The following is a 23,678-nucleotide window of genomic DNA, read 5'->3' as shown; positions in this document are numbered from 1 at the left end:
CCAACCCTGTACTGTGGAGAGAATAATAATGCGCAAGCAGTTGAAACTGACCGCCCTGGCCCTTGGCCTGTTCGCCGCCGGCCAGGCCATGGCGGCTGACCTGACCGTGGTTTCCTTCGGTGGCGCCAACAAGGCGGCCCAGGTCAAGGCGTTCTACGAGCCGTGGGAAAAGGCCGGCAAGGGCAAGATCGTCGCCGGTGAGTACAACGGTGAAATGGCCAAGGTCAAAGCCATGGTCGACACCAACAGCGTGTCCTGGAACCTGGTGGAGGTGGAGTCGCCGGAACTGGCGCGCGGTTGCGACGAAGGCATGTTCGAAGAGCTCGACCCGGCTCTGTTCGGCAACGAAAGCGACTACGTGAAGGGCGCCATCCAGCCTTGCGGCGTTGGCTTCTTCGTCTGGTCCACGGTGCTGGCTTACAACGCCGACAAGCTCAAGACCGCACCCACGAGCTGGGCCGATTTCTGGGACACCAAGAAATTCCCCGGCAAGCGCGGCCTGCGCAAAGGCGCCAAGTACACCCTCGAGTTCGCGTTGATGGCCGATGGCGTGGCGCCGAAGGACGTTTATCAGGTACTTGGTACCAAGGAAGGCGTGGACCGCGCCTTCAAGAAGCTCGACGAACTCAAACCGAGCATCCAGTGGTGGGAAGCGGGCGCCCAGCCGCCACAGTACCTGGCCTCGGGTGACGTGGTCATGAGCTCGGCCTACAACGGCCGCATCGCCGCCGTGCAAAAAGAGAGCAACCTGAAAGTGGTATGGAACGGTGGGATCTACGACTTCGACGCCTGGGCCATCCCTAAGGGTGCCAAAGATACGGAAGAAGCGAAGAAGTTCATCGCCTACACCGTCCAGCCCGAGCAGCAGAAGACCTACTCTGAGAACATCGCCTATGGCCCGGCCAACTCCAAGGCCGTGCCGTTGCTGGCGGACGCGGTGAAGAAAGACATGCCGACCACACCTGAGAACATTGCCAACCAGGTGCAGATCGACGTGGCCTTCTGGGCCGACAATAGCGAGCAGCTGGAGCAACGCTTCAACGCCTGGGCGGCGAAGAAGTAAGAAACCGGGAAGCGGGGCCGCACAGCGGCCCCATCTCAGCCTGTTTTGCGGAGTTCGCCATGGCCATTGCAGTGCCCCTCAACGAAGGCGCAGGTCCTAATCTGAAGCAGCGCCTCAAGCACGCCGAGCGGGTCAACCGCTGGAAGGCGCAGGCGTTGATCGCGCCCCTGGCGCTGTTTCTTCTGCTGGTGTTTCTGGTGCCGATCGCGGCGCTGCTGTACAAAAGCGTCAGCAACCCCGAGGTGGTCGCCGGGCTGCCGCGCACCGTCCAGGCGGTGCAACAGTGGGATGGCAAAGGCCTGCCGGGCGAGGACGTGTACAAGGCGCTGAGCCTGGATTTGCCCGAGGCACGCAAGAATCAGTCGCTGGGCGATCTGTCCAAGCGCTTGAACATGGAATTGGCCGGTTACCGCAGCCTGTTGTCGAAGACTGCGCGAGCGCTGCCATTCAAGACTGAGCCCGCTTCTTATAAGGAAGCATTGCAGGCCCTAGATGAGCGCTGGGGCGACCCGGCCTACTGGCAAGCGGTGCGCCGCAACACCAGCAGTGTCACGTCCTATTATCTGCTGGCGTCGGTCGACCACCGCATCGACGATCTCGGCGAGCTGGCCAAGGCCACCCCGGATCAGGCTATTTATCTGGACATTTTTGCCCGCACCCTGTGGATGGGTGTGGTGATCACGGTCATCTGCCTGCTGCTGGCCTACCCGCTGGCCTACCTGCTGGCCAACCTGCCGACCCGGCAGAGCAACCTGCTGATGATCCTGGTGCTGTTGCCGTTCTGGACTTCGATCCTGGTACGCGTGGCAGCGTGGATTGTGCTGCTGCAGTCGGGCGGGCTGATCAACAGTGCGCTGATGGCGATGGGCATCATCGACCAGCCGCTGGAGTTGGTGTTCAACCGCACCGGCGTGTACATCTCGATGGTGCACATCCTCCTGCCGTTCATGATTTTGCCGCTGTACAGCGTGATGAAGGGCATTTCGCCGAGCTACATGCGCGCCGCGATCTCGCTGGGCTGCCACCCGTTCGCCAGCTTCTGGCGCGTGTACTTCCCGCAGACCTATGCAGGTGTGGGCGCCGGTTGCCTGCTGGTGTTCATCCTGGCCATCGGCTACTACATCACCCCGGCGCTGCTCGGCAGCCCCAACGACCAGATGGTCAGCTACTTCGTGGCCTTCTATACCAACACCAGCATCAACTGGGGCATGGCCACCGCGCTGGGCGGGCTGTTGCTGCTGGCGACCGTGCTGCTGTACCTGATCTATAGCTGGCTGGTCGGCGCCAGCCGCCTGCGCCTGAGCTGAGGAGCCTTGTGATGCTTAGCCCCTATATGTCGCCCGTAGAGCGGGTGTGGTTCTACAGCCTGCGGATTCTCTGCGGCCTGATCCTGCTGTTCCTGGTGCTGCCGGTGCTGGTGATCGTGCCGCTGTCGTTCAACAGCGGCAGCTTCCTGGTGTACCCGCTGCAGGGCTTCTCGCTGCAGTGGTACCAGGACTTCTTCGCCTCGGCCGAGTGGATGCGTGCGCTGAGGAACAGCATCATCGTCGCCCCGGCGGCGACGGTGCTGGCCATGGTCTTCGGCACCCTGGCGTCGATCGGCCTGACCCGTGGCGATTTTCCTGGCAAGTCGTTGGTCATGGCGCTGGTGATTTCGCCGATGGTGGTGCCGGTGGTGATCATCGGCGTGGCCAGCTACCTGTTCTTCGCCCCGCTGGGCATGGGTAACAGTTTTATCTCGTTGATTCTGGTGCATGCCGTGCTGGGTGTGCCGTTCGTCATCATTACCGTGTCGGCGACCTTGCAGGGCTTCAACTACAACTTGGTGCGCGCGGCGGCCAGCCTGGGTGCCTCGCCGCTGCTGGCGTTCCGCAAGGTGACCTTGCCGCTGATCGCGCCTGGGGTGATTTCGGGGGCGCTGTTCGCCTTTGCCACTTCGTTCGATGAAGTGGTGGTGACGCTGTTCCTGGCCGGGCCTGAGCAAGCCACGCTGCCGCGGCAGATGTTCAGCGGGATTCGCGAGAACCTGAGCCCGACGATTGCGGCGGCGGCGACACTGTTGATTGCCTTTTCGGTGGTGTTGTTGCTGACCCTGGAGTGGCTACGTGGGCGCAGTGAGAAGCTGAGGACGCAGCAGCCGGGCTGATTTTTGTTGGCTGTGCTGGCCCCATCGCGGCTGAAGCCGCTCCTACATCCGCGAAGAGGCCAGCACAGGCTAAAACAGTTACAATGCGCGCCACCGTGATTCTGCCAACAGGTGCGCCATGCAGCCCTACGCTATTGCCCCCTCCATCCTGTCCGCCGACTTCGCCCGCCTGGGTGCCGATGTCGACGCGGTGCTGGAAGCAGGTGCCGACATCGTCCACTTCGATGTCATGGACAACCACTACGTCCCCAACCTGACCATCGGCCCGATGGTCTGCACCGCGCTGCGCAAGTACGGCGTGACCGCGCCGATCGACGTGCACCTGATGGTGAGCCCGGTCGACCGCATCATCGGCGACTTCATCGAAGCCGGTGCGACCTACATCACCTTCCACCCGGAAGCGTCCCAGCACATCGACCGCTCGCTGCAGTTGATCAAGGACGGCGGCTGCAAAGCTGGCCTGGTGTTCAACCCGGCCACCAGCCTGGATGCGTTGAAGTACGTGATGGACAAAGTCGACATGGTCCTGCTGATGAGCGTCAACCCAGGTTTCGGCGGGCAGAAGTTCATCCCCGGCACCCTCGACAAGCTGCGAGAAGCGCGCGCCCTGATCGACGCCAGTGGCCGTGATATCCGCCTGGAAATCGACGGCGGTGTCAACGTCAACAACATCCGCGAAATCGCTGCCGCTGGCGCTGATACCTTCGTCGCCGGTTCGGCGATCTTCAATGCCCCGGATTACAAGGAAGTCATCGCCAAGATGCGCGCCGAACTGGCTCAGGCACGCCCATGAGCGGCTTCGAGCAGCTGTTCCCGGGGACGCTGCCCAGGCTGGTGATGTTCGATCTGGACGGTACCCTGATCGATTCAGTCCCTGACCTGGCCGCAGCCGTTGACCGCATGCTGCTCGAACTGGGCCGACCTGCCGCAGGGCTCGACGCCGTACGGCACTGGGTTGGCAACGGTGCACCGGTGCTGGTGCGCCGCGCCCTTGCCGGTGGCCTCGACCACACGGCGGTGGACGATGAGTTGGCCGAGCGTGGGCTGGCGCTGTTCATGGAGGCGTACGCCGAGAGCCATGAGCTGACCGTGGTCTACCCCGGCGTCCACGACACCCTGCGCTGGCTGCGCAAGCAGGGCGTGGAGATGGCGCTGATCACCAACAAGCCCGAGCGCTTCGTCGCGCCGTTGCTCGACCAGATGAAGATTGGCCGTTACTTCCGCTGGATCATCGGTGGCGATACCCTGCCACAGAAAAAGCCCGACCCTGCCGCCTTGCTGTTCGTCATGAAAATGGCCGGCGTCGAGGCTGGGCAGGCGCTGTTCGTCGGCGATTCACGCAGCGACGTGCTGGCGGCCAAGGCGGCCGGGGTGCAGTGCGTAGGCCTGAGCTATGGCTACAACCATGGTCGGCCGATCGACGAGGAATCCCCCAGCCTGGTGATCGGCGACTTGCGCCTGCTGTTGCCTGGTTGCGTCGTCACCGACACTGGGATAACGTTGGCGGACCTTCAAGCCTCACAAGACAGAGAGCCCACCGTCGTGGTTACTGGCAAATTCTGGATGAAAGTCATCAAGGCCCTGGCCCGTTGGCGTTGGCGCGCCTGACTTCTGCCCGCCGGCACCTGCCGGCCCGTCCGTTTGCCTGACTCTCATTGTTGCTCCGAGGCTACTCATGACCCGCGAAGAATTCCTGCGCCTGGCCGCTACCGGCTACAACCGCATCCCCCTGGCCTGTGAAACCCTGGCCGACTTCGATACCCCGCTGTCGATCTACCTGAAGCTGGCCGATCAAGCCAATTCGTACTTGCTCGAATCCGTACAGGGCGGTGAGAAGTGGGGCCGTTATTCGATGATCGGCCTGCCATCGCGCACGGTGATGCGCGTGCATGGCTACCACGTCAGCATTCTGCAGGATGGCGAGCAGGTCGAAAGCCATGAAGTGGAAGACCCGCTGGCCTTCGTCGAAACCTTCAAGGACCGCTACAAGGTCGCTGACATTCCTGGCCTGCCGCGCTTCAACGGCGGCCTGGTAGGCTACTTCGGCTACGACTGCGTGCGCTATGTGGAAAAGCGCCTGGGAGCTTGCCCGAATCCCGATCCTCTGGGCGTGCCGGACATTCTGCTGATGGTCTCGGATGCCGTGGTGGTGTTCGACAACCTGGCCGGCAAGATGCACGCGATCGTGCTGGTCGACCCGTCCGAGGAACAGGCCTTCGAGCAAGGCCAGGCACGCCTGCAAGGCTTGCTGGCCAAATTGCGCGAGCCGATCACCCCACGCCGCGGCCTGGACCTGAGCCGGCCGATGGCGGCCGAGCCGGCGTTCCGCTCCAGCTTCACTCAGGATGACTACGAGCGCGCGGTCGACACGGTCAAGGAATACATCCTCGCCGGTGACTGCATGCAAGTGGTGCCGTCGCAACGCATGTCGATCGACTTCAAGGCAGCGCCGATCGACTTGTACCGGGCACTGCGTTGCTTCAACCCGACGCCTTACATGTACTTCTTCAACTTCGGCGACTTCCACGTGGTCGGCAGCTCCCCCGAAGTACTGGTGCGCGTGGAAGACAACCTGGTCACCGTGCGTCCAATCGCCGGTACCCGCCCGCGCGGTGCGACCGAAGAGGCGGACCGTGCGCTGGAAGACGACCTGCTTTCGGACGACAAGGAAATCGCCGAACACCTGATGCTGATCGATTTGGGCCGCAACGATGTGGGCCGGGTGTCCTCCACCGGTAGCGTGCGCCTGACCGAGAAGATGGTGATCGAGCGGTACTCCAACGTGATGCACATCGTTTCCAATGTCACCGGCCAGCTGGCCGAGGGGCTGACCGCGATGGACGCACTGCGGGCGATTCTGCCGGCGGGCACCTTGTCGGGGGCGCCAAAAATCCGCGCCATGGAAATCATTGACGAGCTGGAACCGGTCAAGCGGGGCGTCTACGGCGGTGCGGTGGGTTACTTCGCGTGGAACGGCAATATGGACACCGCGATTGCCATTCGTACGGCGGTGATCAAGGACGGCGAGCTGCATGTGCAGGCAGGCGGCGGTATCGTTGCTGATTCGGTGCCGGCGCTGGAGTGGGAAGAAACCATCAACAAGCGCCGGGCAATGTTCCGTGCGGTGGCGTTGGCTGAGCAGACGCCTGCCTCGTAAATTGTGCCGCCCCCATCGCGGCTGAAGCCGCTCCTACAGGCATAACACACTGTAGGAGCGGCTTCAGCCGCGATGGGCCGCAACGCGGCCCCGACAATTCAAAAGTCGACGCTGACCCCCACGCTCACCCCCTGCTGGGTCAACTCATCACTCTTGCGCCAGTTGTAGTTCCCGCGCAAGTGCACCCCAGCCACCAACTCATGGCTCACCCCCAGGCTCGCCCGGGTCAAATCACTGTGCGGTGTATACCCGGTCAGGGTGAAGTCATTGGCCGGCAATGTCGTCAGGTGCATCGTCACATCCTGCTGGTCATCCTCGAACTCATGTTCCTGCGCCACTTCGGCGAACAGCTTGGTGCTAGGCAACACCTGCACGCTGCCTAGCAGCCCCACACCCAAGCGCCGCGAAGTGCGCTCCTGGTCATCGAAGCCCAGGGCTGTCGCCCGCCCGCTCTTCTCGTCATACCCATCGACCTTCACCCGCGCATAATCGGCGCTGATGAACGGCGCCAGTTGCCAGTTGCTGCTATCGGCCGCCAGGTTGTAGCCCAGGCGCCCGGTCACCGCCCAGGCTTCGCCATCGGTGTCGCCTTTTTCGCTGCGGTCATTCACGCCCAGGGCGAACGTGCGTTTCAGGTCGCGGTAGTCCAGGTGCCCGGCGCTCAGCGCAGCATCTGCCCACCAACGGTCCTGGCGGAACTGGGCGAAGGCACTGGCAAGGTAGCTGTCGAGCTTGTAGTCCGAGTCCTGTTCGCCTGCCTCCAGTTTCTGCCTGTAGACACCGCCGGCAAGCCCCAGGCGCCAGGCATCGTTTAACCGGTAGCTGCCACCGAGGGTCAGGTTGTAGCCGCGCCCATCGGCGTTGGCCGCACTGCGTTGGTCGTCGAAGTCCAGGTCTTGCGCGCCGGTGGCGACGAAGGCTTGCCACTGGCCGACTGCTTGCCAGGGCGTTTGCCACTGGTTGCGCAATTCATCCTGATGCGCGCGCAGGCTGGCATGGGCGATTTCCGGTAGCAGCGTCAGCTCCCAAGGGGCGGAGAGGATCGAATAGCCGAAGTCGGCGATCAGTTGCTGGCCGGCGATGGTGGGGTGCACCGAGTCGTTGAACAGCAGCTTGGTCGGGTCGGGATTGCTGCCGTTGATGCCGTACACCGGGTTTTCCACACAGCTGCTGCCGCTATAACAGGTACCAACCAGGTTCTGGTCGCTAGCCAGGCCGAATTGCGCTGGGCTGGCCAAGGCTTCGCTCAGCAGTACTGGAATATTCAGCGGGATGATCTCGGCGTCGATCTGGCCGAGCTGGCTGACCAGCGCCTGGTTGAACACGCTGGAGAGTTGCGACAGCGGGTTTTGCTGCGGGGTGCCGCTGAAGTTCGGGGTCTGGCCAAGGTCCGGGAGCAGCCAGACCATGATGTAACGCGCCCCGCCCTGTTGCAGCGCCTGGGCGCTGGCGGCCAGGCGTGAACCGGCGGCTGCGGCATCGGCGGGGCTGTTCACCAGCCCTTGCAGGAAGTCGTTGCCGCCGCCGGTCAGGTAGTAGAGGGCGTTGGGGTCGGCGCGCAGGCCGTTGGCCAGATAGCCGGGTTTCTCGCGCAGCACCAGGCCAGCTCCTGGTTGGCCCGGGGGGATGACCGCTTCTGACGTTCCAGTGATCGAGTCGAGAATCTGTTGGGTGGTGTAGCCGCCCACAGCCCAGTTATTGCCATCGGCAACTCCGCGGGCGAGGTTGCCGGGCGAAGTCGAAGGTCCGAGTTCGCTTCCCCCGAAGCCGAGTTTCGCGCCAAGAATCATGGGTGATACAGGTGCGAAATTGCCATCTGCATCACGGTTGGTAAATCGCTGCCCTGCGGTACCGCCGGTCAGGTCGGGAAATTGTCCGGCATCGGCCAGGCTGTCTCCGAACACGATCATCGTCGAATAGGGGGAGGGGGCAGCAAACGCCTGGCTGCAAGCCAACGCCAACGTAGCCAGGGTAAAGCGCAATAAGGGTGCTTTTTGCATCGATGAACATCCTTTTCATTGTTTTTATGAGGTCAACCCGATCGACCATAGCAAATCACTAGGCATGCCTTCCAAGTCCATTCGTTTCCCAGTGTTTACCGGCATATTGCGCACGCCGTCCCGGTAGGCTACTGTGCCTGCAAGTATGAGCGAGACTTATCCTGTGTTGATCGTCAGCAAACTCTTGATGCGCGTTATCAAGGCCCACGCCCGTTGGCGTTGGCGCGCCTGACTTTATCCCCTGCCGGCCCGCCCGGCCCGTCCCCGTTTGCCTTCCTGTCCGTTTCCGAGCGCCCTTTGTGGCAGCGCTGTGTCTGTTTTCGGCGTAGGAAGGTTCGACTTTTAAAGTCAGTAGATTCTAGAGGTTTAGCCCGATGTTACTGATGATCGACAATTACGACTCATTCACTTACAACGTCGTTCAATACCTTGGCGAGTTGGGTGCCGAGGTCAAAGTCATCCGCAACGACGAAATCACCGTTGCCCAGATTGAAGCCCTCAGCCCCGAGCGCATCGTTGTCTCGCCTGGCCCGTGCACGCCGAGCGAAGCCGGCGTGTCTATCGAAGCCATCCTGCATTTTGCCGGCAAGCTGCCGATCCTTGGCGTTTGCCTGGGCCACCAGTCCATCGGCCAGGCCTTTGGCGGTGATGTGGTGCGCGCGCGCCAAGTCATGCACGGCAAGACCAGCCCGGTTTACCACCGCGACCTGGGCGTGTTTGCCGGTCTCAACAATCCGCTTACCGTGACCCGCTACCATTCTCTGGTGGTCAAGCGCGAAACGCTGCCGGACTGCCTGGAAGTGACCGCCTGGACCGCCCACGGCGATGGTTCGGTCGACGAGATCATGGGCCTGCGCCACAAGACGCTGAATATCGAAGGGGTGCAGTTCCACCCCGAGTCGATCTTGACCGAGCAGGGCCACGAGCTGTTCGCCAACTTCCTCAAGCAGACCGGCGGCCGCCGCTAAGGACCGAACATGGATATCAAGAGCGCGTTGAGCCGTATCGTCGGCCACCTGGACCTTTCCACCGAAGAAATGCGCGACGTGATGCGCCAGATCATGACCGGTCAGTGCACGGAGGCGCAGATCAGCGCCTTCATGATGGGCATGCGCATGAAGAGCGAGAGCATCGACGAGATCGTCGGCGCGGTCTCGGTCATGCGCGAGCTGGCCGACAAGGTCGAGCTGAAGAGCCTTGACGGCGTGGTCGACATTGTCGGAACTGGCGGTGATGGCGCCAACATCTTCAACGTGTCCACGGCCTCGGCGTTCGTCCTTGCGGCGGCGGGCTGTACCGTGGCCAAGCATGGCAACCGTGCAGTTTCCGGCAAGAGTGGCAGCGCCGACCTGCTGGAAGCCGCCGGTATCTACCTGAACCTGACGCCAACCCAGGTCGGGCGCTGCATCGACAGCCTCGGCATCGGTTTCATGTTCGCCCAGACGCACCACTCCGCCATGAAGCATGCCGCCGGCCCGCGCCGTGATATGGGGCTGCGCACCCTGTTCAACATGCTTGGCCCGCTTACGAATCCGGCCGGTGTGAAACACCAGGTAGTCGGTGTGTTCAGTCAGGCTTTGTGCCGCCCGCTGGCTGAAGTACTCCAGCGCCTGGGCAGCAAACACGTACTGGTGGTGCACTCGAAGGACGGCCTGGACGAGTTCAGCCTGGCCGCCCCGACCTTCGTTGCCGAGCTGAAGAACGACCAGATCACTGAATACTGGGTCGAGCCGGAAGACCTCGGCATGAAGAGTCAGAGCCTGCACGGCTTGGCGGTCGAGAGCCCGCAGGCGTCGCTGGAACTGATCCGGGACGCGTTGGGCCGACGTAAGACCGAAAACGGCCAGAAAGCTGCGGAAATGATCGTGCTCAATGCGGGCGCGGCGTTGTATGCCGCCGATCATGCCATGACCCTGGCACAGGGCGTGGAACTGGCCCACGACGTACTGCACACCGGGCTGGCCTGGGAAAAGCTGCAGGAGCTGGGTGCCTTTACAGCGGTATTCAAGGTGGAGAACGAAGCATGAGTGTCCCGACGGTGCTGGAAAGGATCATTGCCCGCAAGTTCCAGGAAGTGGCCGAGCGCAGCGCACGTGTCAGCCTCGCCGAACTGGAGCGCCTGGCCAAGGCGGCCGACGCTCCGCGCGGTTTCGCCAACGCGCTGATCGAGCAGGCCAAGCGCAAGCAGCCTGCGGTGATCGCCGAAATCAAGAAGGCTTCGCCGAGCAAGGGTGTCATCCGCGAGAACTTCGTGCCGTCGGACATTGCCGTCAGCTACGAAAAGGGTGGGGCGACCTGCCTGTCGGTGTTGACTGACGTGGACTACTTCCAGGGCGCTGACGAGTACCTGCAGCAAGCGCGTGCCGCCGTGTCGCTGCCGGTAATCCGCAAGGACTTCATGGTCGACCCGTACCAGATTGTCGAGGCCCGTGCGCTGGGCGCCGACTGCGTGTTGCTGATCGTGTCGGCGCTGGACGATGTGAAGATGGCAGAACTGGCCGCCACGGCCACGGATGTCGGCCTTGATGTGCTGGTCGAGGTGCACGATGGCGACGAACTGGAGCGTGCGCTGAAGACACTCGACACACCGTTGGTCGGGGTCAACAACCGCAACCTGCATACCTTCGAAGTCAGCCTGGAAACCACTCTTGACCTGCTGCCGCGCATTCCGCGTGACCGTTTGGCCATTACCGAGAGCGGTATCCTCAACCGTGCCGATGTCGAGCTGATGGAAATCAACGAGGTGTATTCGTTCCTGGTCGGTGAGGCGTTCATGCGGGCCGAGCAGCCAGGGCTGGAATTGCAGCGGTTGTTCTTCCCCGAACAGGTGAAGAAGACTGTTCAGCAATTGGACTGATCAGCATTGAAGCCGGCATTTGCCGGCTTTTTTGTCGGCCCCTTTCAGGGCCCGCGATAATTACATCGAAGGTGGACAATGACTGACCAACCTCTGGCCCTGACCGTCGAACAAGGCCTGCACGCCGAACAAGACCTGCTGGCCGCCGTCTGCCGTGGCGAGCGCGAAAGCGGCGTGTTGTTCTGGCGCCCCACCGACCATGCGCTGGTCATGCCGCGACGCATGAGCCGGCTGGACAACTTCGAGGCTGCCTGTTCGGAGCTTGCGATCGCTGGGTGGCCGGTGTTGCTGCGCGAAACCGGAGGCGAGCCGGTGCCGCAGTCGCATTCGACGGTGAACGTGGCGCTGGTGTACGTGGCGCCCCACAGCGAAGGCGACCATGGTCGTATCGAGCGCGCTTACGAGCGTTTGTGTCTGCCACTGTGCGACGTGTTGCGCGAATGGGGCGGCGTGGCTTCGGTCGGCGAGATCGACGGCGCCTTCTGCGATGGCCGTTACAACGTCAACCTCAACGGCCGCAAGCTGGTCGGCACCGCTCAGCGCTGGCGCCAGGGCCTGGGCGGCAAGCGCCCGGTGGTGCTGGTGCACGGTGCGTTGCTACTGGATAACGAGCGCGAGTCGATGGTCGCGGCAGTCAACCGCTTCAATGAATGTTGCGAGCTGGAGCAGCGTTGCCGGGCCGACAGCCATATCGCCCTGCACGAAGTCGCCCCCGAAGCGCCCTGGTTCGAGCGCTTGTCGAGGGCGTATGACGAAGTGTTGGCGGCCCTGCCAAAAGATTAACGGGTACCGTAGACCACCATGGTCTTGCCCTTGACCTGCACCAGGCTGCGTTCCTCAAGGTCTTTGAGGACGCGGCCGACCATCTCCCGCGAACAACCGACGATACGGCCAATTTCCTGGCGGGTGATCTTGATCTGCATACCGTCCGGGTGGGTCATGGCATCTGGCTGCTTGCACAGATCGAGCAGGCAGCGGGCCACCCGGCCCGTGACGTCGAAGAAGGCAAGGTCGCCCACCTTGCGAGTGGTATTGCGCAGACGCTGGGCCATCTGGCTGCCGAGGGCGTAGAGAATATCCGGATCGTGGCGGGCCAGGTCGCGGAATTTGTCGTAGCTGATTTCCGCCACTTCGCATTCGGTCTTGGCGCGTACCCAGGCACTGCGCTGCTGATCGCTTCCGGCAGGTTCAAACAGGCCGAGTTCGCCGAAGAAATCGCCACTGTTGAGGTAGGCGATGATCATCTCGTGGCCTTCGTCATCCTCGATGATGATGGTTACCGAACCTTTGACGATGAACGACAGCGTTTCGGCCCGGTCACCGGCGCAGATGATGTTGCTCTTGGCGGTGTAGCGGCGGCGCTGGCAGTGCACCAGCAGCTTGTCGATGTTCTTGATCTTGGCGGGTAGGGCGGAGGCAACCATCACGAAATCCTGTTCGATGCGACGCATAGGCTCTTGTTAGTGATTGACTGAGCGCGACGCGTCAGTCAATTGGCGCCAGCTTATCAGACACTGCAAGATGTTTCGGTACTAATGCGACGCGTGTTGAGCTTTTCCGACAGGCACACAAGGCTTAAGCTGACACCCTTTTGCGAAATTCAGGAGTACGGACAGATGAAGGCACGCATCCAGTGGGCCGGTGAAGCGATGTTCCTCGGCGAATCGGGGAGCGGCCATGTGGTGGTGATGGATGGCCCGCCCGAGGCCGGTGGCCGTAATCTGGGCGTGCGCCCGATGGAAATGCTCCTGCTCGGCCTGGGCGGCTGCAGCAGCTTCGACGTGGTCAGCATCCTGAAGAAATCGCGCCAGGCCGTGGAAAGCTGCGAAGCGTTCCTGGAAGCCGAGCGTGCCAGCGAAGACCCGAAGGTATTCACCAAGATCCACATGAACTTCGTGGTGAAAGGCCGTGGGCTGAAAGAGGCGCAGGTCAAGCGTGCGGTTGAGCTGTCGGCGGAGAAGTACTGCTCTGCCTCGATCATGCTGGAGCGCGCTGGCGTGGAAATTACCCACGGCTACGAGATCGTGGAGCTGGGTTGAGCTCGAAATGCTGGGGCCGTAAAGCGGCCTCGGCGATCTTCAGTTGCGCAAGGCGGGTAGAGCGACCACCAACCAGCGTGGTAAACAACGTCGCAATGACTGGCTCAAGTGCTCCCGCCGCTTCTGATACGCCAACCCCAAGCCGATAATCGCCAACCCGATCAGCGTCACCACCACCGGGAATAGCAACGATTCGGCAAACACCTCGTAAGACAGATAGCCCAGATAAGCCGCCACTCCCAACGCCCCGAAGATCATGAACACCGGCCGGCGCAGCAGCACCGCCGTAGCCATCAGCCCAAGGTTGATCAGGCAGTACAGCGCTTTGCCCAGTTCACTGTCGCTCTCCATCATCGTCAGCCCGCCCCAGAATGCCGCCAAGCCGGCCAGGTAGCCCCACTGGGCGTAATCTTCGCGGGTACGCCCGTCGACCAGCAGGAATATCAGCAGCAAGCCGAACCCGAACCACAGCGAAACCGTGCGCCTCTGGTCCCAGGTGAACGGCGAGCCATACACCCACTCGCTCAAATCCATCGACATGAACCACAACGCGACGGCGATCGGCATCACGATGAACGGGTAGGGGATCAAGCGCAGCATCAACAAACCGGCGACCACCGTGGCGGCTTCCATCGCCAGCCAGCCGCCCTGCACATAGGTGTAGTACTGGTGGTAGTCGGTTTGCCGGTCATCCAGCGGCCACCAGCCGACCAGGCGTTCGATGGCAAATACGGCCAATGGCACGATACTCACTGCGACTGCCGCCAGCACGCCGGCGGCGATGGGCTGCTGGCGCCTTTGCAGGTTGAGCGCGAACAGGGTAAGCAGGGCGATGTACAGCGAAGCGATGGCCAGCAGCGCCCAGTCGCCGATCAGCATCCAGGCTTCGGTCAGCAACCAGCCCATCGCTGCCATGATCAGCAGCGCGCCGAAGTAGAACGCGACATGGGCCAGTTGAAAGCTGCCACGTGTCGCTGGCTGCTGGCGGAGGAAAACCAGCAGGGCCTGGTCCTGGCCCGGCTGGAGAATACCGGCTTGCACGGCGCGCGCCAGGTCCTTGGCGTCGATACGGTCCGTCATGGGCGTGCCTCAGATGCGGTAGGTGCTCTTGGTCATGACCTTGGCCAGCATGCTCATGCCGAAACGTACCGGCGCCGGGAAGCGGTAGCCGCCGGCTTCGAGGGCGGATTCGGCATGTTGCTCTTCATCCACGCGCATCTGTTCGAGAATGGCGCGGGATTTTTCGTCCTCGTCGGGGATTTGTTCCAGGTGTTCATCCAGATGCTTGCACACCTGATGCTCGGTGGCGGCGACGAAACCCAGGCTGACTTTATCGCTGACCAAACCAGCGAGGGCGCCGATGCCGAACGACATGCCATAGAACAACGGGTTGAGCACGCTCGGGTGGCTGCCCAGCTGGCGGATGCGCTGTTCGCACCAGGCCAGGTGGTCGATTTCTTCCTCGGCGGCATGCTCCATGGCCTTGCGAACCTGCGGCAGTTTGGCGGTCAGGGCCTGCCCCTGGTACAGCGCCTGGGCGCAGACTTCACCGGTATGGTTGATGCGCATCAGCCCGGCAATGTGGCGGGTCTGCTGGTCGTCCAGTTCGACGTCCGGCTGGACGATGGCCGGGGACGGCCGGGACGGTTGGCCGCTGAAGGGCAGCAAGGTACGCATAGCCGTATCGGCCTGCAGCAACAAGCGGTCGAGTGGCGAGTAGTGACGTTCGGTAGCCATCGGGCACCTCCGCTGAAGTGATGCCCGACAGTCTACCTCAATCGCCCGGGGTGGGCTTGCCTTGGGTCAGCCCGGCGGCCAGTTCATCTGGCGCTGGCCGAGCACATGCATATGGATGTGGTAAACGGTTTGGCCGCCTTTCGGGTTGCAGTTCATGACCACACGGAAGCCTTCTTCGCAGCCTTGCTCGACCGCAAGGCGCTGCGCGGTGAACAGAATATGGCCGGCCAGGGCCTTGTCCTCTTCGGTCAGGTCATTCAGGGTACGGATATGTTTCTTCGGGATGACCAGGAAGTGAACAGGCGCCGCTGGGGCGATGTCCTTGAAGGCCAGGATCTGGTCATCTTCGTAGATGATGTCCGCCGGGATTTCCCGGTTGATGATTTTGAGGAATAAATCGTCCACAGCACGTGCTCCATGGTGAGTGTCCCGGCCGAGTGTACTGAGCCAGGCGCTGATCGCCCAGTGGCTATTCCATTCCGACCGGGCAATAGCGGCGATGGATGAAGCCAGCAACTTTGCGTGTCAGCCAGCGCGGCAGCAGGCGTGGGGCAAATGCCAACCAGCGGTTGCGGCACCCGGGCATGATCAACGCGCGGTTGCGTGCCAGCGCGCGCACGGTGTACAGCGCGACTTCCTCGGGGCTCAGGCAGCGGCTGTTGCCTTCGAGCCTGGGGATGCGACGGTGCGAAGAACGCACCGGGCCGGGGCAAAGGACCGAAACCTTGATCCCGGTAGGCTTCAGTTCTTCGCGCAAGGCTTCAGTGAAACTCATCACGTAGGCCTTGCTGGCGGCATAGGTGGCCATCGTCGGGCCGGGAGCCACGGCGGCCAGGCCGGCGATATTGAGAATCTGCCCGCCGCCTTGCACTGCCATCAGGTTGCCAATGGCGTGGCACAGACGGCTCATGGCGAGGATGTTCACTTCCAGCAGGTCTTGTTCGTCGGCCCATTCGTGGGCGAGGAAGGGGCCGTAGGTGCGTTGGCCGGCGCAGTTGACCAACAGGTCGATGCGCCGCTCGCCTTCTTCCAGTTCGAGCACGAACCCAGACAGGCGCAGCGGCTGGCTGAGGTCGCAAGCGCGCAATAGCACTTCGACGCCGAATCGCTGAGTCAGCTCGATGGCCACCGGCTCCAGGGTTTCGCGATGGCGTGCCACCAGGATCAGGTTGCGCCCGCGCCGTGCCAGGGCTTCCGCGAGGGCCAGGCCCAAGCCGCTGGAAGCACCGGTGATCATGGCGTAACGGGTCATGCAAGGCTCCTGGGGGCTGAAGAGGGCGCTTAGTGTACAGCTTGGCCCGGCAAGGTGTTGCCTTTTGCTACAAGGCCTTGCTGTGCAAAGCGCGGCTACGTTCGAGGGCTGCCTGGTACTCGCGGTGCAGGCGTTCGATCAATGCCGCGGCGGTCGGCAGGTCATTGATATCACCTACGCCTTGACCGGCGGACCAGACCGTTTTCCAGGCCTTGGCTTCATCATCGATGGGCTTGAGCTTGCCTTGTTCGTGGCCGGCTTTCAGCGCGGCCATGTCATAGCCGGCCTGTTCCAGGCTCGGGCGCAGGAAGCTCGCCGGGACGCCGGACACCGCAGGGGTGTGAACGATGTCTGCGGCATGAGCATTGAGCAGCATCTGTTTATACGCATCCTGCGCATGGCTCTCTTGGGTGGCGATGAAGCGCGTACCCATATAGGCCAGGTCGGCGCCCAGTACCTGAGCGGCGAGAATCTCGTGGCCGTGATTGATGCAGCCGGCCAGTAGCAAGGTCTTGTCGAAGAACTGGCGGATTTCAGCCGCCAGGGCGAACGGGCTCCAGGTACCGGCATGCCCGCCGGCACCTGCCGCCACGGCGATCAGACCATCGACGCCGGCCTCGGCGGCTTTCTCGGCATGCCGCCGTGTGGTCACGTCATGGAATACCAGGCCGCCGTAGCTGTGCACGGCATCCACCACTTCCTTTACTGCGCCCAGGCTGGTGATGACGATCGGCACGCGATGTTCGACGCACAGCGTGAGGTCGGCCTGCAGGCGTGGGTTGGTGGGGTGGACGATCAGGTTTACCGCATACGGCGCTGGTGCGTGCAGCTGCGCCAGACCCGCTTCGATTTCTTCGAGCCAGGCCTTGAAACCGGCGCTGTCGCGCTGGTTCAGGGCCGGGAAGCTGCCGACCACGCCGCTGCCGCAGCAGGCCAGGACCAACTGGGGGTTGGAAATCAGGAACATCGGCGCGGCCACCACGGGCAGGCGCAGGCGTTGTTCGAGCGAAGCGGGCAGGGACATGAGCAAGGCTCCAGTGCAGGACGGTTATCGTCAGAACGGTTTGACCACCACGAGAATTACGATGCCCAGCAGGATCAGCACCGGCACCTCGTTGAACCAGCGGTAGTACACGTGGCTGCGGGTGTTGGTGCCGTTGGCGAAGCGTTTACGCTGGGCACCGCAGATGTGATGGTAGCCGGTGAGCAGGATCACCAGGGTGAGCTTGGCGTGTAACCAGCCCTGGCTAAGCCAGCCGGGGGTGAGGTACAGCATCCAGGCCCCGAACACGTAGGTGGCGATCATCGCCGGGTTCATGATGCCGCGGTACAGCTTGCGCTCCATGGTGGTGAAGCGTTCCTGGCTGATGCTGTCCTCGCTCTGGGCGTGGTAGACGAATAGCCGCGGCAGGTAGAACAGGCCGGCAAACCAGCAGACCACGCTGACGATGTGCAGCGCTTTGATCCATAGGTAAAGCATTTATAGAGTTCCTTCAGGTATTCACGGTCGTCAGATAGTAGAGGCCAAGCGCCCGAAGGGTCACCCGAAGAGTTGTTACAGACGCCCCACGCCCCTATCATCGTGCGCTTTCCAGACGGCTCGTTGATAAGGGGCAAGCGTTATGATCAAGGTCGGTATCGTCGGCGGCACGGGTTACACCGGGGTCGAACTGTTGCGTCTGTTGGCGCAGCATCCACAGGCCGAAGTGGCCGTCATCACTTCGCGCTCCGAGGCGGGCGTGGCGGTCGCCGACATGTACCCGAACCTGCGCGGCCATTACGATGGCCTGGCGTTCAGCGTGCCGGACAGCAAGGCCCTGGCGGCTTGCGATGTGGTGTTCTTCGCCACCCCGCACGGTGTCGCCCACGCCCTGGCCGGTGAATTGCTGGCGGCCGGGACCAAGGTCATCGACCTGTCCGCCGACTTCCGTCTGCAGGACGCTGCCGAGTGGGGCAAGTGGTACGGTCAGCCACACGGCGCGCCAGAGCTGCTCAAGGATGCCGTCTACGGTCTGCCGGAGGTTAACCGTGAGAAGATCCGCCAAGCGCGCCTGATTGCTGTGCCGGGCTGCTACCCGACCGCTACCCAATTGGGCTTCCTGCCGCTGCTCGAAGCCGGCCTGGCCGACCCGTCGCGCCTGATCGCCGACTGCAAGTCGGGCGTCAGCGGTGCTGGCCGTGGCGCTGCGGTGGGCTCGCTGTTCTGCGAGTCGGGCGAGAGCATGAAGGCCTATGCGGTCAAGGGCCACCGCCACCTGCCGGAAATCAGCCAAGGCTTGCGCCTGGCTGCGGGTACTGACATCGGTCTGACCTTCGTTCCGCACCTGACGCCAATGATTCGCGGCATCCACTCCACCCTGTACGCAACGGTCGCCGACAAGTCTGTCGACCTGCAGGCGCTGTTCGAAAAGCGCTATGCGAACGAACCGTTCGTCGACGTGATGCCAGCCGGTAGCCACCCGGAAACCCGTAGCGTGCGCGGTGCCAACGTCTGCCGTATCGCCGTTCATCGCCCGCAGGATGGTGACTTGGTGGTGGTGCTGTCGGTGATCGACAACCTGGTCAAGGGCGCGTCGGGCCAGGCGGTGCAGAACCTGAACATCCTGTTCGGCCTGGACGAGCGCATGGGCCTGTCCCACGCCGGCCTGCTGCCGTAAGCGTTTGCCAGTCGAAAAGGTCCGCCGCGCGCGGACCTTTTTGTTTGCCGCGACTAAAGCAGCACAATTCTTGACCGATTTTCTCGGAGAAGCGGATAATGCGCGTCATCGAGTTTTATGGCGGCAACTGCGCCGGGAGAGTCAACATGAGCGTCGAAACCTTCACCCCCACGGCTTTGGAGTTCACCCAAGGCGCTGCGCACAAGGTGAAGACCCTGGTTTCCGAGGAAGGCAATGATCGCCTGAAACTGCGGGTTTTCGTGACTGGCGGCGGCTGCTCGGGTTTCCAGTACGGCTTCACCTTCGATGAAGATGTGGCTGAAGATGACACCATCGTCGAGCGCGAAGGCGTGTCGCTGGTGGTCGACCCCATGAGCTTCCAGTACCTGGCGGGCGCCGAGGTGGACTATCAGGAAGGCCTGGAAGGTTCGCGCTTCGTGATCAAGAATCCGAATGCTTCCACTACCTGTGGCTGCGGTTCGTCATTCTCGATCTGAGCCCTGGCTGAACGAAAACGCCGCGCAATTGCGCGGCGTTTTGCTTTGCGGGATCAGGCCGGGTAGATCGCGCCAAGCACCCGAAGCCCCTTGGCTGCCGTCACACTCGGGCGGTTGGCGGCAATGCCTTCCAGGCAGCAGTGGGCGAGCCAGGCAAAGGCCATGGCCTCGACCCAGTCCGGGTCGACGCCATGCGCCCCGGTACTGGTGACCTGGGCATTGGGCAATAGGGCGCCAAGGCGGGTCATCAAAGCACCATTGCGCGCTCCACCACCACACACCAGGAGTGCTTCGGTGCCTTGCTGGGCGCTCTGCAGGGACTCGATGATGCTGCGTGCGGTCAACTCCAGTAGCGTGGCCTGGACGTCTTCATCTCGGTAGTGCGGCAGGCGGGCGAGGTGGCCATCCAACCAGGGCAGGTTGAACACTTCGCGGCCAGTGCTCTTCGGGCCACTGCCGGCGAAGAAAGGGTCGCCCAGCAAGCTGCTGAGCAAATCGGCCTGTACTACGCCACTGGCGGCCCAGGCACCATCGGCATCATACGGCTGGCCGCGCTTGCGCTCGATCCAGGCATCCAGCAGCACGTTGCCCGGGCCGCAGTCGAAGCCGTGTACCGGCTTGTCGTGATCGATCAGGCTGAGGTTGCTGAACCCACCAACGTTGAGGACGGCCAGGCGCTGGCCCAGGTGGCTGAACAGCGTTTCATGAAACGCCGGCACCAGCGGTGCGCCTTGGCCGCCCGCTGCCACGTCACGACGACGGAAGTCGGCCACCACGCTGATGCCGGTGAGCTCGGCGAGCAACGCCGGGTTGCCGATCTGCACGGTGAAGCCGCGGGCGGGCTCATGGCGAATGGTCTGCCCGTGGCTGCCAATGGCACGGATGGCGTTGGCTTTGAGCCCTTGCTTGGCCAATAGCTGCTGAATCCCTTCGCCCGCCAGGCTGGCCCAGCGGTTCTCCGCCAGTGCCGCGCGTGCGATCTCGTCAGGGCCACTGGCGCACAGGGCGAGCAACTGCTGGCGCAGATCGCCGGGCATTGGCAGGTAATGGGTGGCGAGCAGTTCGAGCTGCTCGCCCTGTTCGATCAAGGCGATGTCCAAGCCATCGAGGCTGGTGCCGGACATCACCCCCAGGTAGAGCGCCATAGGATCAGCGCTTGTTCGCGGCGAGCAGGGTGGCTTTTTCCTGGTCCATACGGGCTACCAGTGGCTGGCTCTGCTGCAGGAAGCGCTGGCGTTCGGCCTTGGCGATCGGGTCGGCCATTGGCACTTTCTGGCTCAGCGGGTCGACGTGTACGCCGTTCACTTGGAATTCGTAGTGCAGGTGCGGGCCGGTGGACAAGCCAGTGGTGCCAATGTAGCCGATGATCTGGCCCTGCTTTACGCTGCTGCCGGTCTTGATGCCCTTGGCAAAGCCCTGCATGTGGCCATAAAGCGTCTTGTAGCTGTTGCCGTGGGCAATGATCACGGTGTTGCCGTAACCACCACGGCGGCCAGCCAGTTCGATACGGCCGTCGCCCGCCGCTTTGATTGGCGTACCACGTGGGGCGGCATAGTCGACGCCCTTGTGCGCGCGGATCTTGTTCAGGATCGGATGCTTGCGGCCAGCGGAAAAGCGCGAGCTGATGCGGGCGAAGTCCACGGGTGTACGGATGAATGCCTTGCGCAGGCTGTTGCCGTCGGCAGTGTAGTAGCTGGTGTTGCCTTGCTTGTTGGTGTATCGCACTGCGGTGTAGGTCTTGCCGCGGTTGGTGAAACGCGCGGAGAGAATGTTGCCGGTGCCGACGACCTTGCCGTCCATGACCTTCTGCTCGTAGACCACGTCGAATTCGTCGCCTGGGCGGATGTCCTGAGCGAAGTCGATGTCGTAGCCCAGCACCTTGGCCATGTCCATGGTCATGCTGTGGGAAAGCCCGGCGCGCTGGGCCGAGGCCGACAGCGAGCTCTTGATCACGCCATGGGCGTAAGCGGTACGTATCAGCGGCTTGCTGATTTCGCGATCGAAGGTATAACCCTTGGCGGTCTTGGTCAGGCGGATGGTTTCGAGGTTGCTGACCTTGCTGTGCAGGCTGGCCAGTTGGCCTTCCTTGTCGAGCTCGAATTGCAGCACCTGGCCATGCTTGAGCTGGCTGAACTGTTTGGCTTGCTTGTTGCTGGCCAGAACGTCATGCACAGCATTGGCCGGCAGGCCCACCTTGGCGAACAGGGTAGACAGCGTATCGCCTCGCGCCACGGTGACTTCGCGGTGGCCGGGCTCCTTGGCTTCAGGTTTCTGCTCGTCTGCCGGGGCTTGTTGTGCGGTCTGTTCGGTTGTCGGTTCGGCGCCTTCGATCTGTGCGAACGGCGAACCCTGGTCGGCGCCGGCCTGCACCAGTGGGGCAGCGTTTGATTCGTCCTTCAGTTGCTCGGCCGGGCTTTCCAGTTCGAGGCTGAGGGTGGTCTTCTTGGCTTCGACTTCGCTGGAAGGAAATACCAGCAGGGCCAGGCTGAGCAGGGCGGCGATGCCACTGGCGGCCAACAGATGGCTTTTCGGATAAAGCGGGGGCGCTTTAGGCGTTTCGTTGGTCATAGGTAGGTGACTTTTGAAGAAAAATGAATATGGAAAAGATGAATGACATGATGAAGATGAAATAACTGTATAAAATATAACCAAATCCAGTTTCACGCAAGGGCGCGTAGACGCCGCATGCCTGCGGTCAGGTCACATTCCATTGCGAAACTTGTATTTGATGGCCGATCTTGTATGGTTGGCTCCCCTTGAATCTGAGCCTTGCGGGTCTGTCTATGAAGTCGGTTGAAGAGCAGCTGGCGCTTATCAAGCGCGGTGCCGAAGAAGTGTTGGTCGAGTCTGAACTGGTGGAGAAGCTCAAGCGCGGCCAGCCTCTGCGTATCAAGGCAGGTTTCGACCCGACTGCGCCTGACCTGCACCTGGGGCACACCGTGCTGATCAACAAGCTGCGCCAGTTCCAGGAGCTGGGCCACCAGGTCATCTTCCTGATTGGTGACTTCACCGGGATGATCGGTGATCCGAGCGGCAAGAGCGCCACACGTCCCCCGTTGACCCGTGAGCAGGTGCTGGACAATGCCGAGACCTATAAACAGCAGGTCTTCAAGATCCTTGATCCGGCCAAGACCGAGGTTGCCTTCAACTCCACCTGGATGGACAAGCTGACGCCGGCCGACTTCATTCGCCTGGCGTCGCAGTACACCGTGGCGCGTATGCTCGAGCGCGACGACTTCGACAAGCGTTACACCACCAATCAGCCGATCGCCATTCACGAGTTCCTCTACCCGTTGGTGCAGGGGTACGACTCGGTGGCGCTGAAGGCTGACGTGGAGCTGGGCGGTACCGACCAGAAGTTCAACCTGCTGATGGGGCGTGAGCTGCAGCGCTCCTATGGCCAGGAAGCACAGAACATCGTGACCATGCCGTTGCTCGAAGGGCTCGACGGCGTCAAGAAGATGTCCAAGTCGCTGGGCAACTATGTGGGGATCCAGGAAGCGCCGGGCGTGATGTACAGCAAGCTGGTGTCGATCCCGGACACGCTGATGTGGCGTTACTTCGAACTGTTGAGTTTCCGTTCGATGGAGGAAATTGAGCAATTCCGAGCCGATGTTGCCAATGGTGCGAACCCTCGCGACATCAAGATCAAGCTGGCGGAAGAGATCGTGGCGCGGTTCCATGGTGAAGAGGCTGCTGCCAGCGCTCACCGTGCGGCGGGCAATCGTATGAAAGAAGGCGAGTTGCCGGAAGACCTGCCTGAGATTGAGGTTGCTGCAGCTGAAGACTTGCCAATCGCCGCGGTGTTGAACCGTGCGGGCCTGGTGAAGAACTCGGCGCAGGCTCGGGATCTGCTTAATGGTGGTGCGGTAAAGGTCGATGGTGCAGTGGTTGATCGCGACTTCATGTTTGCGCTCGGTGCCACCCACGTTTGCCAGGCGGGCAAGAAAGCGTTTGGCCGGGTTACGTTGAAGGCTGAATGACCGCTTGATGGTATAGCTATATAGAAGCGGGGAGGCCGACAGGCCTCCCCGCTTTGTTTTTCAGCAATATGAAGGTTTCTTGAAATTAAGCCTTGACCCCCTCTCGAATCCCCTTATAATGCGCCCCACTTCCAGCGACATCGGAACAACAAACTCCTTGATATTCAATGAGTTAGATAGTTCAGAAGGTGCTGGAAGGGCTACGATCGAATGATCGCAAGCGGTTGAAAAGGTGGTTGACAGCGCTTCTAAACGCTGTAGAATTCGCCTCCCGCTACGAGAGATCGCAG

Annotated in this window: 25 protein-coding genes; 14 read left to right on the top strand and 11 right to left on the bottom strand. The window is 62.1% G+C overall.

The genetic code is table 11. The features are described from left to right. Positions 1-28: 28 nt before the first annotated feature. From ACIQUF_RS11445 to trpE, 6 genes are all read left to right on the top strand, one after another. Positions 29-1,063: an ABC transporter substrate-binding protein gene (locus ACIQUF_RS11445; protein ID WP_403131436.1), complete on the top strand. Its 1,035-nt coding sequence runs from the start codon at positions 29-31 to the stop codon at positions 1,061-1,063. Between the two features lie 59 nt (positions 1,064-1,122). Beyond that, positions 1,123-2,370: an ABC transporter permease gene (locus tag ACIQUF_RS11440; protein WP_400798333.1), complete on the top strand. Its 1,248-nt coding sequence runs from the start codon at positions 1,123-1,125 to the stop codon at positions 2,368-2,370. Between the two features lie 11 nt (positions 2,371-2,381). Continuing rightward, entirely contained in the window at positions 2,382-3,209 is an 828-nt protein-coding gene (locus tag ACIQUF_RS11435; protein ID WP_403131435.1) for an ABC transporter permease, read from the top strand. A gap of 118 nt (positions 3,210-3,327) precedes the next feature. Further along, complete coding sequence (gene rpe / locus ACIQUF_RS11430; protein ID WP_403131433.1) at positions 3,328-4,002, top strand: ribulose-phosphate 3-epimerase; 675 nt, start codon at positions 3,328-3,330, stop codon at positions 4,000-4,002. After that, positions 3,999-4,817 (top strand): phosphoglycolate phosphatase, encoded by an 819-nt coding sequence (locus ACIQUF_RS11425; protein WP_403131432.1) that lies wholly within the window; start codon positions 3,999-4,001, stop codon positions 4,815-4,817. The genes rpe and ACIQUF_RS11425 overlap by 4 nt, the downstream gene beginning before the upstream one ends. Before the next feature lie 67 nt (positions 4,818-4,884). Continuing rightward, positions 4,885-6,366, top strand: a complete 1,482-nt coding sequence (gene trpE, locus ACIQUF_RS11420) for an anthranilate synthase component I (protein ID WP_403131430.1) — start codon at positions 4,885-4,887, stop codon at positions 6,364-6,366. 98 nt (positions 6,367-6,464) lie between these two features. Here trpE and estP read toward each other — a convergent pair whose 3' ends face one another. After that, positions 6,465-8,366 carry an esterase EstP gene (estP, locus tag ACIQUF_RS11415; RefSeq protein ID WP_403131428.1) on the bottom strand — a complete coding sequence of 634 codons (1,902 nt, stop codon included), beginning with the start codon at positions 8,364-8,366 and terminating at the stop codon, positions 6,465-6,467. A 374-nt stretch (positions 8,367-8,740) separates the two neighbouring features. On the opposite strand from estP, the gene ACIQUF_RS11410 reads away from it, so the two are divergent. The 4 genes from ACIQUF_RS11410 (at position 8,741) to ACIQUF_RS11395 (ending at position 12,006) form a co-directional block, all read left to right on the top strand. After that, positions 8,741-9,334: an aminodeoxychorismate/anthranilate synthase component II gene (locus ACIQUF_RS11410; protein WP_403131427.1), complete on the top strand. Its 594-nt coding sequence runs from the start codon at positions 8,741-8,743 to the stop codon at positions 9,332-9,334. A 9-nt stretch (positions 9,335-9,343) separates the two neighbouring features. Continuing rightward, positions 9,344-10,393, top strand: coding sequence for an anthranilate phosphoribosyltransferase (gene trpD / locus ACIQUF_RS11405; RefSeq protein WP_403131426.1), 1,050 nt, complete (start codon positions 9,344-9,346; stop codon positions 10,391-10,393). After that, complete coding sequence (trpC, locus tag ACIQUF_RS11400) at positions 10,390-11,223, top strand: indole-3-glycerol phosphate synthase TrpC (RefSeq protein WP_403131425.1); 834 nt, start codon at positions 10,390-10,392, stop codon at positions 11,221-11,223. The genes trpD and trpC overlap by 4 nt, the downstream gene beginning before the upstream one ends. 78 nt (positions 11,224-11,301) lie before the next feature. Further along, positions 11,302-12,006, top strand: a complete 705-nt coding sequence (locus tag ACIQUF_RS11395; protein ID WP_403131423.1) for a biotin/lipoate A/B protein ligase family protein — start codon at positions 11,302-11,304, stop codon at positions 12,004-12,006. Here ACIQUF_RS11395 and crp read toward each other — a convergent pair. Further along, on the bottom strand, positions 12,003-12,647 hold the full coding sequence (gene crp / locus ACIQUF_RS11390) for a cAMP-activated global transcriptional regulator CRP (RefSeq protein ID WP_403131422.1): 645 nt from the start codon (positions 12,645-12,647) through the stop codon (positions 12,003-12,005). The genes ACIQUF_RS11395 and crp overlap by 4 nt on opposite strands. Positions 12,648-12,839: 192 nt before the next feature. Here crp and ACIQUF_RS11385 point away from each other — a divergent pair, with 192 nt between their 5' ends. Continuing rightward, positions 12,840-13,262: an OsmC family protein gene (locus ACIQUF_RS11385; protein ID WP_004376171.1), complete on the top strand. Its 423-nt coding sequence runs from the start codon at positions 12,840-12,842 to the stop codon at positions 13,260-13,262. A 39-nt stretch (positions 13,263-13,301) separates the two neighbouring features. On the opposite strand, the gene ACIQUF_RS11380 is transcribed toward ACIQUF_RS11385, so the two are convergent. The 6 genes from ACIQUF_RS11380 to hemJ all read right to left on the bottom strand — a co-directional run bounded on the left by ACIQUF_RS11380 (position 13,302) and on the right by hemJ (position 17,731). Then, on the bottom strand, positions 13,302-14,342 hold the full coding sequence (locus tag ACIQUF_RS11380) for a DUF2157 domain-containing protein (RefSeq protein WP_403131421.1): 1,041 nt from the start codon (positions 14,340-14,342) through the stop codon (positions 13,302-13,304). Between the two features lie 9 nt (positions 14,343-14,351). Next, positions 14,352-14,999 carry a 2-polyprenyl-3-methyl-6-methoxy-1,4-benzoquinone monooxygenase gene (gene coq7 / locus ACIQUF_RS11375; protein ID WP_400798366.1) on the bottom strand — a complete coding sequence of 216 codons (648 nt, stop codon included), beginning with the start codon at positions 14,997-14,999 and terminating at the stop codon, positions 14,352-14,354. 66 nt (positions 15,000-15,065) lie between these two features. Then, complete coding sequence (locus ACIQUF_RS11370) at positions 15,066-15,404, bottom strand: histidine triad nucleotide-binding protein (RefSeq protein ID WP_003255518.1); 339 nt, start codon at positions 15,402-15,404, stop codon at positions 15,066-15,068. Between the two features lie 64 nt (positions 15,405-15,468). Then, a complete protein-coding gene (locus ACIQUF_RS11365) occupies positions 15,469-16,251 on the bottom strand; it encodes an SDR family NAD(P)-dependent oxidoreductase (protein WP_403131420.1) in 783 nt (260 codons plus the stop codon). A 67-nt stretch (positions 16,252-16,318) separates the two neighbouring features. Continuing rightward, entirely contained in the window at positions 16,319-17,275 is a 957-nt protein-coding gene (locus ACIQUF_RS11360) for an NAD(P)H-dependent flavin oxidoreductase (protein ID WP_403131418.1), read from the bottom strand. A gap of 30 nt (positions 17,276-17,305) precedes the next feature. Then, a complete protein-coding gene (gene hemJ / locus ACIQUF_RS11355) occupies positions 17,306-17,731 on the bottom strand; it encodes a protoporphyrinogen oxidase HemJ (RefSeq protein WP_403131417.1) in 426 nt (141 codons plus the stop codon). Positions 17,732-17,873: 142 nt separating this feature from the next. Here hemJ and argC point away from each other — a divergent pair, with 142 nt between their 5' ends. Then, the gene (gene argC, locus ACIQUF_RS11350; protein WP_400798378.1) at positions 17,874-18,908 is read left to right on the top strand and encodes an N-acetyl-gamma-glutamyl-phosphate reductase; all 1,035 of its coding nucleotides are present in this window, start codon (positions 17,874-17,876) and stop codon (positions 18,906-18,908) included. 146 nt (positions 18,909-19,054) lie between these two features. Continuing rightward, on the top strand, positions 19,055-19,405 hold the full coding sequence (gene erpA, locus ACIQUF_RS11345) for an iron-sulfur cluster insertion protein ErpA (RefSeq protein WP_400798381.1): 351 nt from the start codon (positions 19,055-19,057) through the stop codon (positions 19,403-19,405). A 53-nt stretch (positions 19,406-19,458) separates the two neighbouring features. Here the strand turns inward: erpA and ACIQUF_RS11340 are convergent, their stop codons facing one another. Continuing rightward, complete coding sequence (locus ACIQUF_RS11340; RefSeq protein ID WP_403131415.1) at positions 19,459-20,550, bottom strand: anhydro-N-acetylmuramic acid kinase; 1,092 nt, start codon at positions 20,548-20,550, stop codon at positions 19,459-19,461. Between the two features lie 4 nt (positions 20,551-20,554). Beyond that, positions 20,555-21,973 (bottom strand): peptidoglycan DD-metalloendopeptidase family protein, encoded by a 1,419-nt coding sequence (locus tag ACIQUF_RS11335; RefSeq protein ID WP_403131413.1) that lies wholly within the window; start codon positions 21,971-21,973, stop codon positions 20,555-20,557. A gap of 215 nt (positions 21,974-22,188) precedes the next feature. On the opposite strand from ACIQUF_RS11335, the gene tyrS reads away from it, so the two are divergent. Further along, positions 22,189-23,388, top strand: a complete 1,200-nt coding sequence (tyrS, locus tag ACIQUF_RS11330; RefSeq protein ID WP_403131412.1) for a tyrosine--tRNA ligase — start codon at positions 22,189-22,191, stop codon at positions 23,386-23,388. A 60-nt stretch (positions 23,389-23,448) separates the two neighbouring features. Here tyrS and ACIQUF_RS11325 read toward each other — a convergent pair. Further along, positions 23,449-23,678: hypothetical protein (locus ACIQUF_RS11325; RefSeq protein WP_403131410.1), on the bottom strand; the 230-nt coding region annotated here is incomplete at its 5' end.

The sequence above is a fragment of the Pseudomonas sp. NPDC090233 genome (assembly GCF_044772285.1).
In the GTDB taxonomy this organism is placed as follows: Bacteria; Pseudomonadota; Gammaproteobacteria; order Pseudomonadales; family Pseudomonadaceae; genus Aquipseudomonas.
The sequence above is the reverse complement of the archived record's forward strand: the minus strand, read 5'-3'. Positions and strand labels throughout refer to the sequence as shown.

What these genes read in the sequence shown, in the direction of transcription:
- ACIQUF_RS11445 (WP_403131436.1), top strand. Translation starts at nt 29, where the DNA reads ATGCGCAAGCAGTTGAAACTGACCGCCCTGGCCCTTGGCCTGTTCGCC.
- ACIQUF_RS11440 (WP_400798333.1), top strand. Translation starts at nt 1,123, where the DNA reads ATGGCCATTGCAGTGCCCCTCAACGAAGGCGCAGGTCCTAATCTGAAG.
- ACIQUF_RS11435 (WP_403131435.1), top strand. Translation starts at nt 2,382, where the DNA reads ATGCTTAGCCCCTATATGTCGCCCGTAGAGCGGGTGTGGTTCTACAGC.
- rpe (WP_403131433.1), top strand. Translation starts at nt 3,328, where the DNA reads ATGCAGCCCTACGCTATTGCCCCCTCCATCCTGTCCGCCGACTTCGCC.
- ACIQUF_RS11425 (WP_403131432.1), top strand. Translation starts at nt 3,999, where the DNA reads ATGAGCGGCTTCGAGCAGCTGTTCCCGGGGACGCTGCCCAGGCTGGTG.
- trpE (WP_403131430.1), top strand. Translation starts at nt 4,885, where the DNA reads ATGACCCGCGAAGAATTCCTGCGCCTGGCCGCTACCGGCTACAACCGC.
- estP (WP_403131428.1), bottom strand. Translation starts at nt 8,366, where the DNA reads ATGCAAAAAGCACCCTTATTGCGCTTTACCCTGGCTACGTTGGCGTTG.
- ACIQUF_RS11410 (WP_403131427.1), top strand. Translation starts at nt 8,741, where the DNA reads ATGTTACTGATGATCGACAATTACGACTCATTCACTTACAACGTCGTT.
- trpD (WP_403131426.1), top strand. Translation starts at nt 9,344, where the DNA reads ATGGATATCAAGAGCGCGTTGAGCCGTATCGTCGGCCACCTGGACCTT.
- trpC (WP_403131425.1), top strand. Translation starts at nt 10,390, where the DNA reads ATGAGTGTCCCGACGGTGCTGGAAAGGATCATTGCCCGCAAGTTCCAG.
- ACIQUF_RS11395 (WP_403131423.1), top strand. Translation starts at nt 11,302, where the DNA reads ATGACTGACCAACCTCTGGCCCTGACCGTCGAACAAGGCCTGCACGCC.
- crp (WP_403131422.1), bottom strand. Translation starts at nt 12,647, where the DNA reads ATGGTTGCCTCCGCCCTACCCGCCAAGATCAAGAACATCGACAAGCTG.
- ACIQUF_RS11385 (WP_004376171.1), top strand. Translation starts at nt 12,840, where the DNA reads ATGAAGGCACGCATCCAGTGGGCCGGTGAAGCGATGTTCCTCGGCGAA.
- ACIQUF_RS11380 (WP_403131421.1), bottom strand. Translation starts at nt 14,342, where the DNA reads ATGACGGACCGTATCGACGCCAAGGACCTGGCGCGCGCCGTGCAAGCC.
- coq7 (WP_400798366.1), bottom strand. Translation starts at nt 14,999, where the DNA reads ATGGCTACCGAACGTCACTACTCGCCACTCGACCGCTTGTTGCTGCAG.
- ACIQUF_RS11365 (WP_403131420.1), bottom strand. Translation starts at nt 16,251, where the DNA reads ATGACCCGTTACGCCATGATCACCGGTGCTTCCAGCGGCTTGGGCCTG.
- ACIQUF_RS11360 (WP_403131418.1), bottom strand. Translation starts at nt 17,275, where the DNA reads ATGTCCCTGCCCGCTTCGCTCGAACAACGCCTGCGCCTGCCCGTGGTG.
- hemJ (WP_403131417.1), bottom strand. Translation starts at nt 17,731, where the DNA reads ATGCTTTACCTATGGATCAAAGCGCTGCACATCGTCAGCGTGGTCTGC.
- argC (WP_400798378.1), top strand. Translation starts at nt 17,874, where the DNA reads ATGATCAAGGTCGGTATCGTCGGCGGCACGGGTTACACCGGGGTCGAA.
- erpA (WP_400798381.1), top strand. Translation starts at nt 19,055, where the DNA reads ATGAGCGTCGAAACCTTCACCCCCACGGCTTTGGAGTTCACCCAAGGC.
- ACIQUF_RS11340 (WP_403131415.1), bottom strand. Translation starts at nt 20,550, where the DNA reads ATGGCGCTCTACCTGGGGGTGATGTCCGGCACCAGCCTCGATGGCTTG.
- ACIQUF_RS11335 (WP_403131413.1), bottom strand. Translation starts at nt 21,973, where the DNA reads ATGACCAACGAAACGCCTAAAGCGCCCCCGCTTTATCCGAAAAGCCAT.
- tyrS (WP_403131412.1), top strand. Translation starts at nt 22,189, where the DNA reads ATGAAGTCGGTTGAAGAGCAGCTGGCGCTTATCAAGCGCGGTGCCGAA.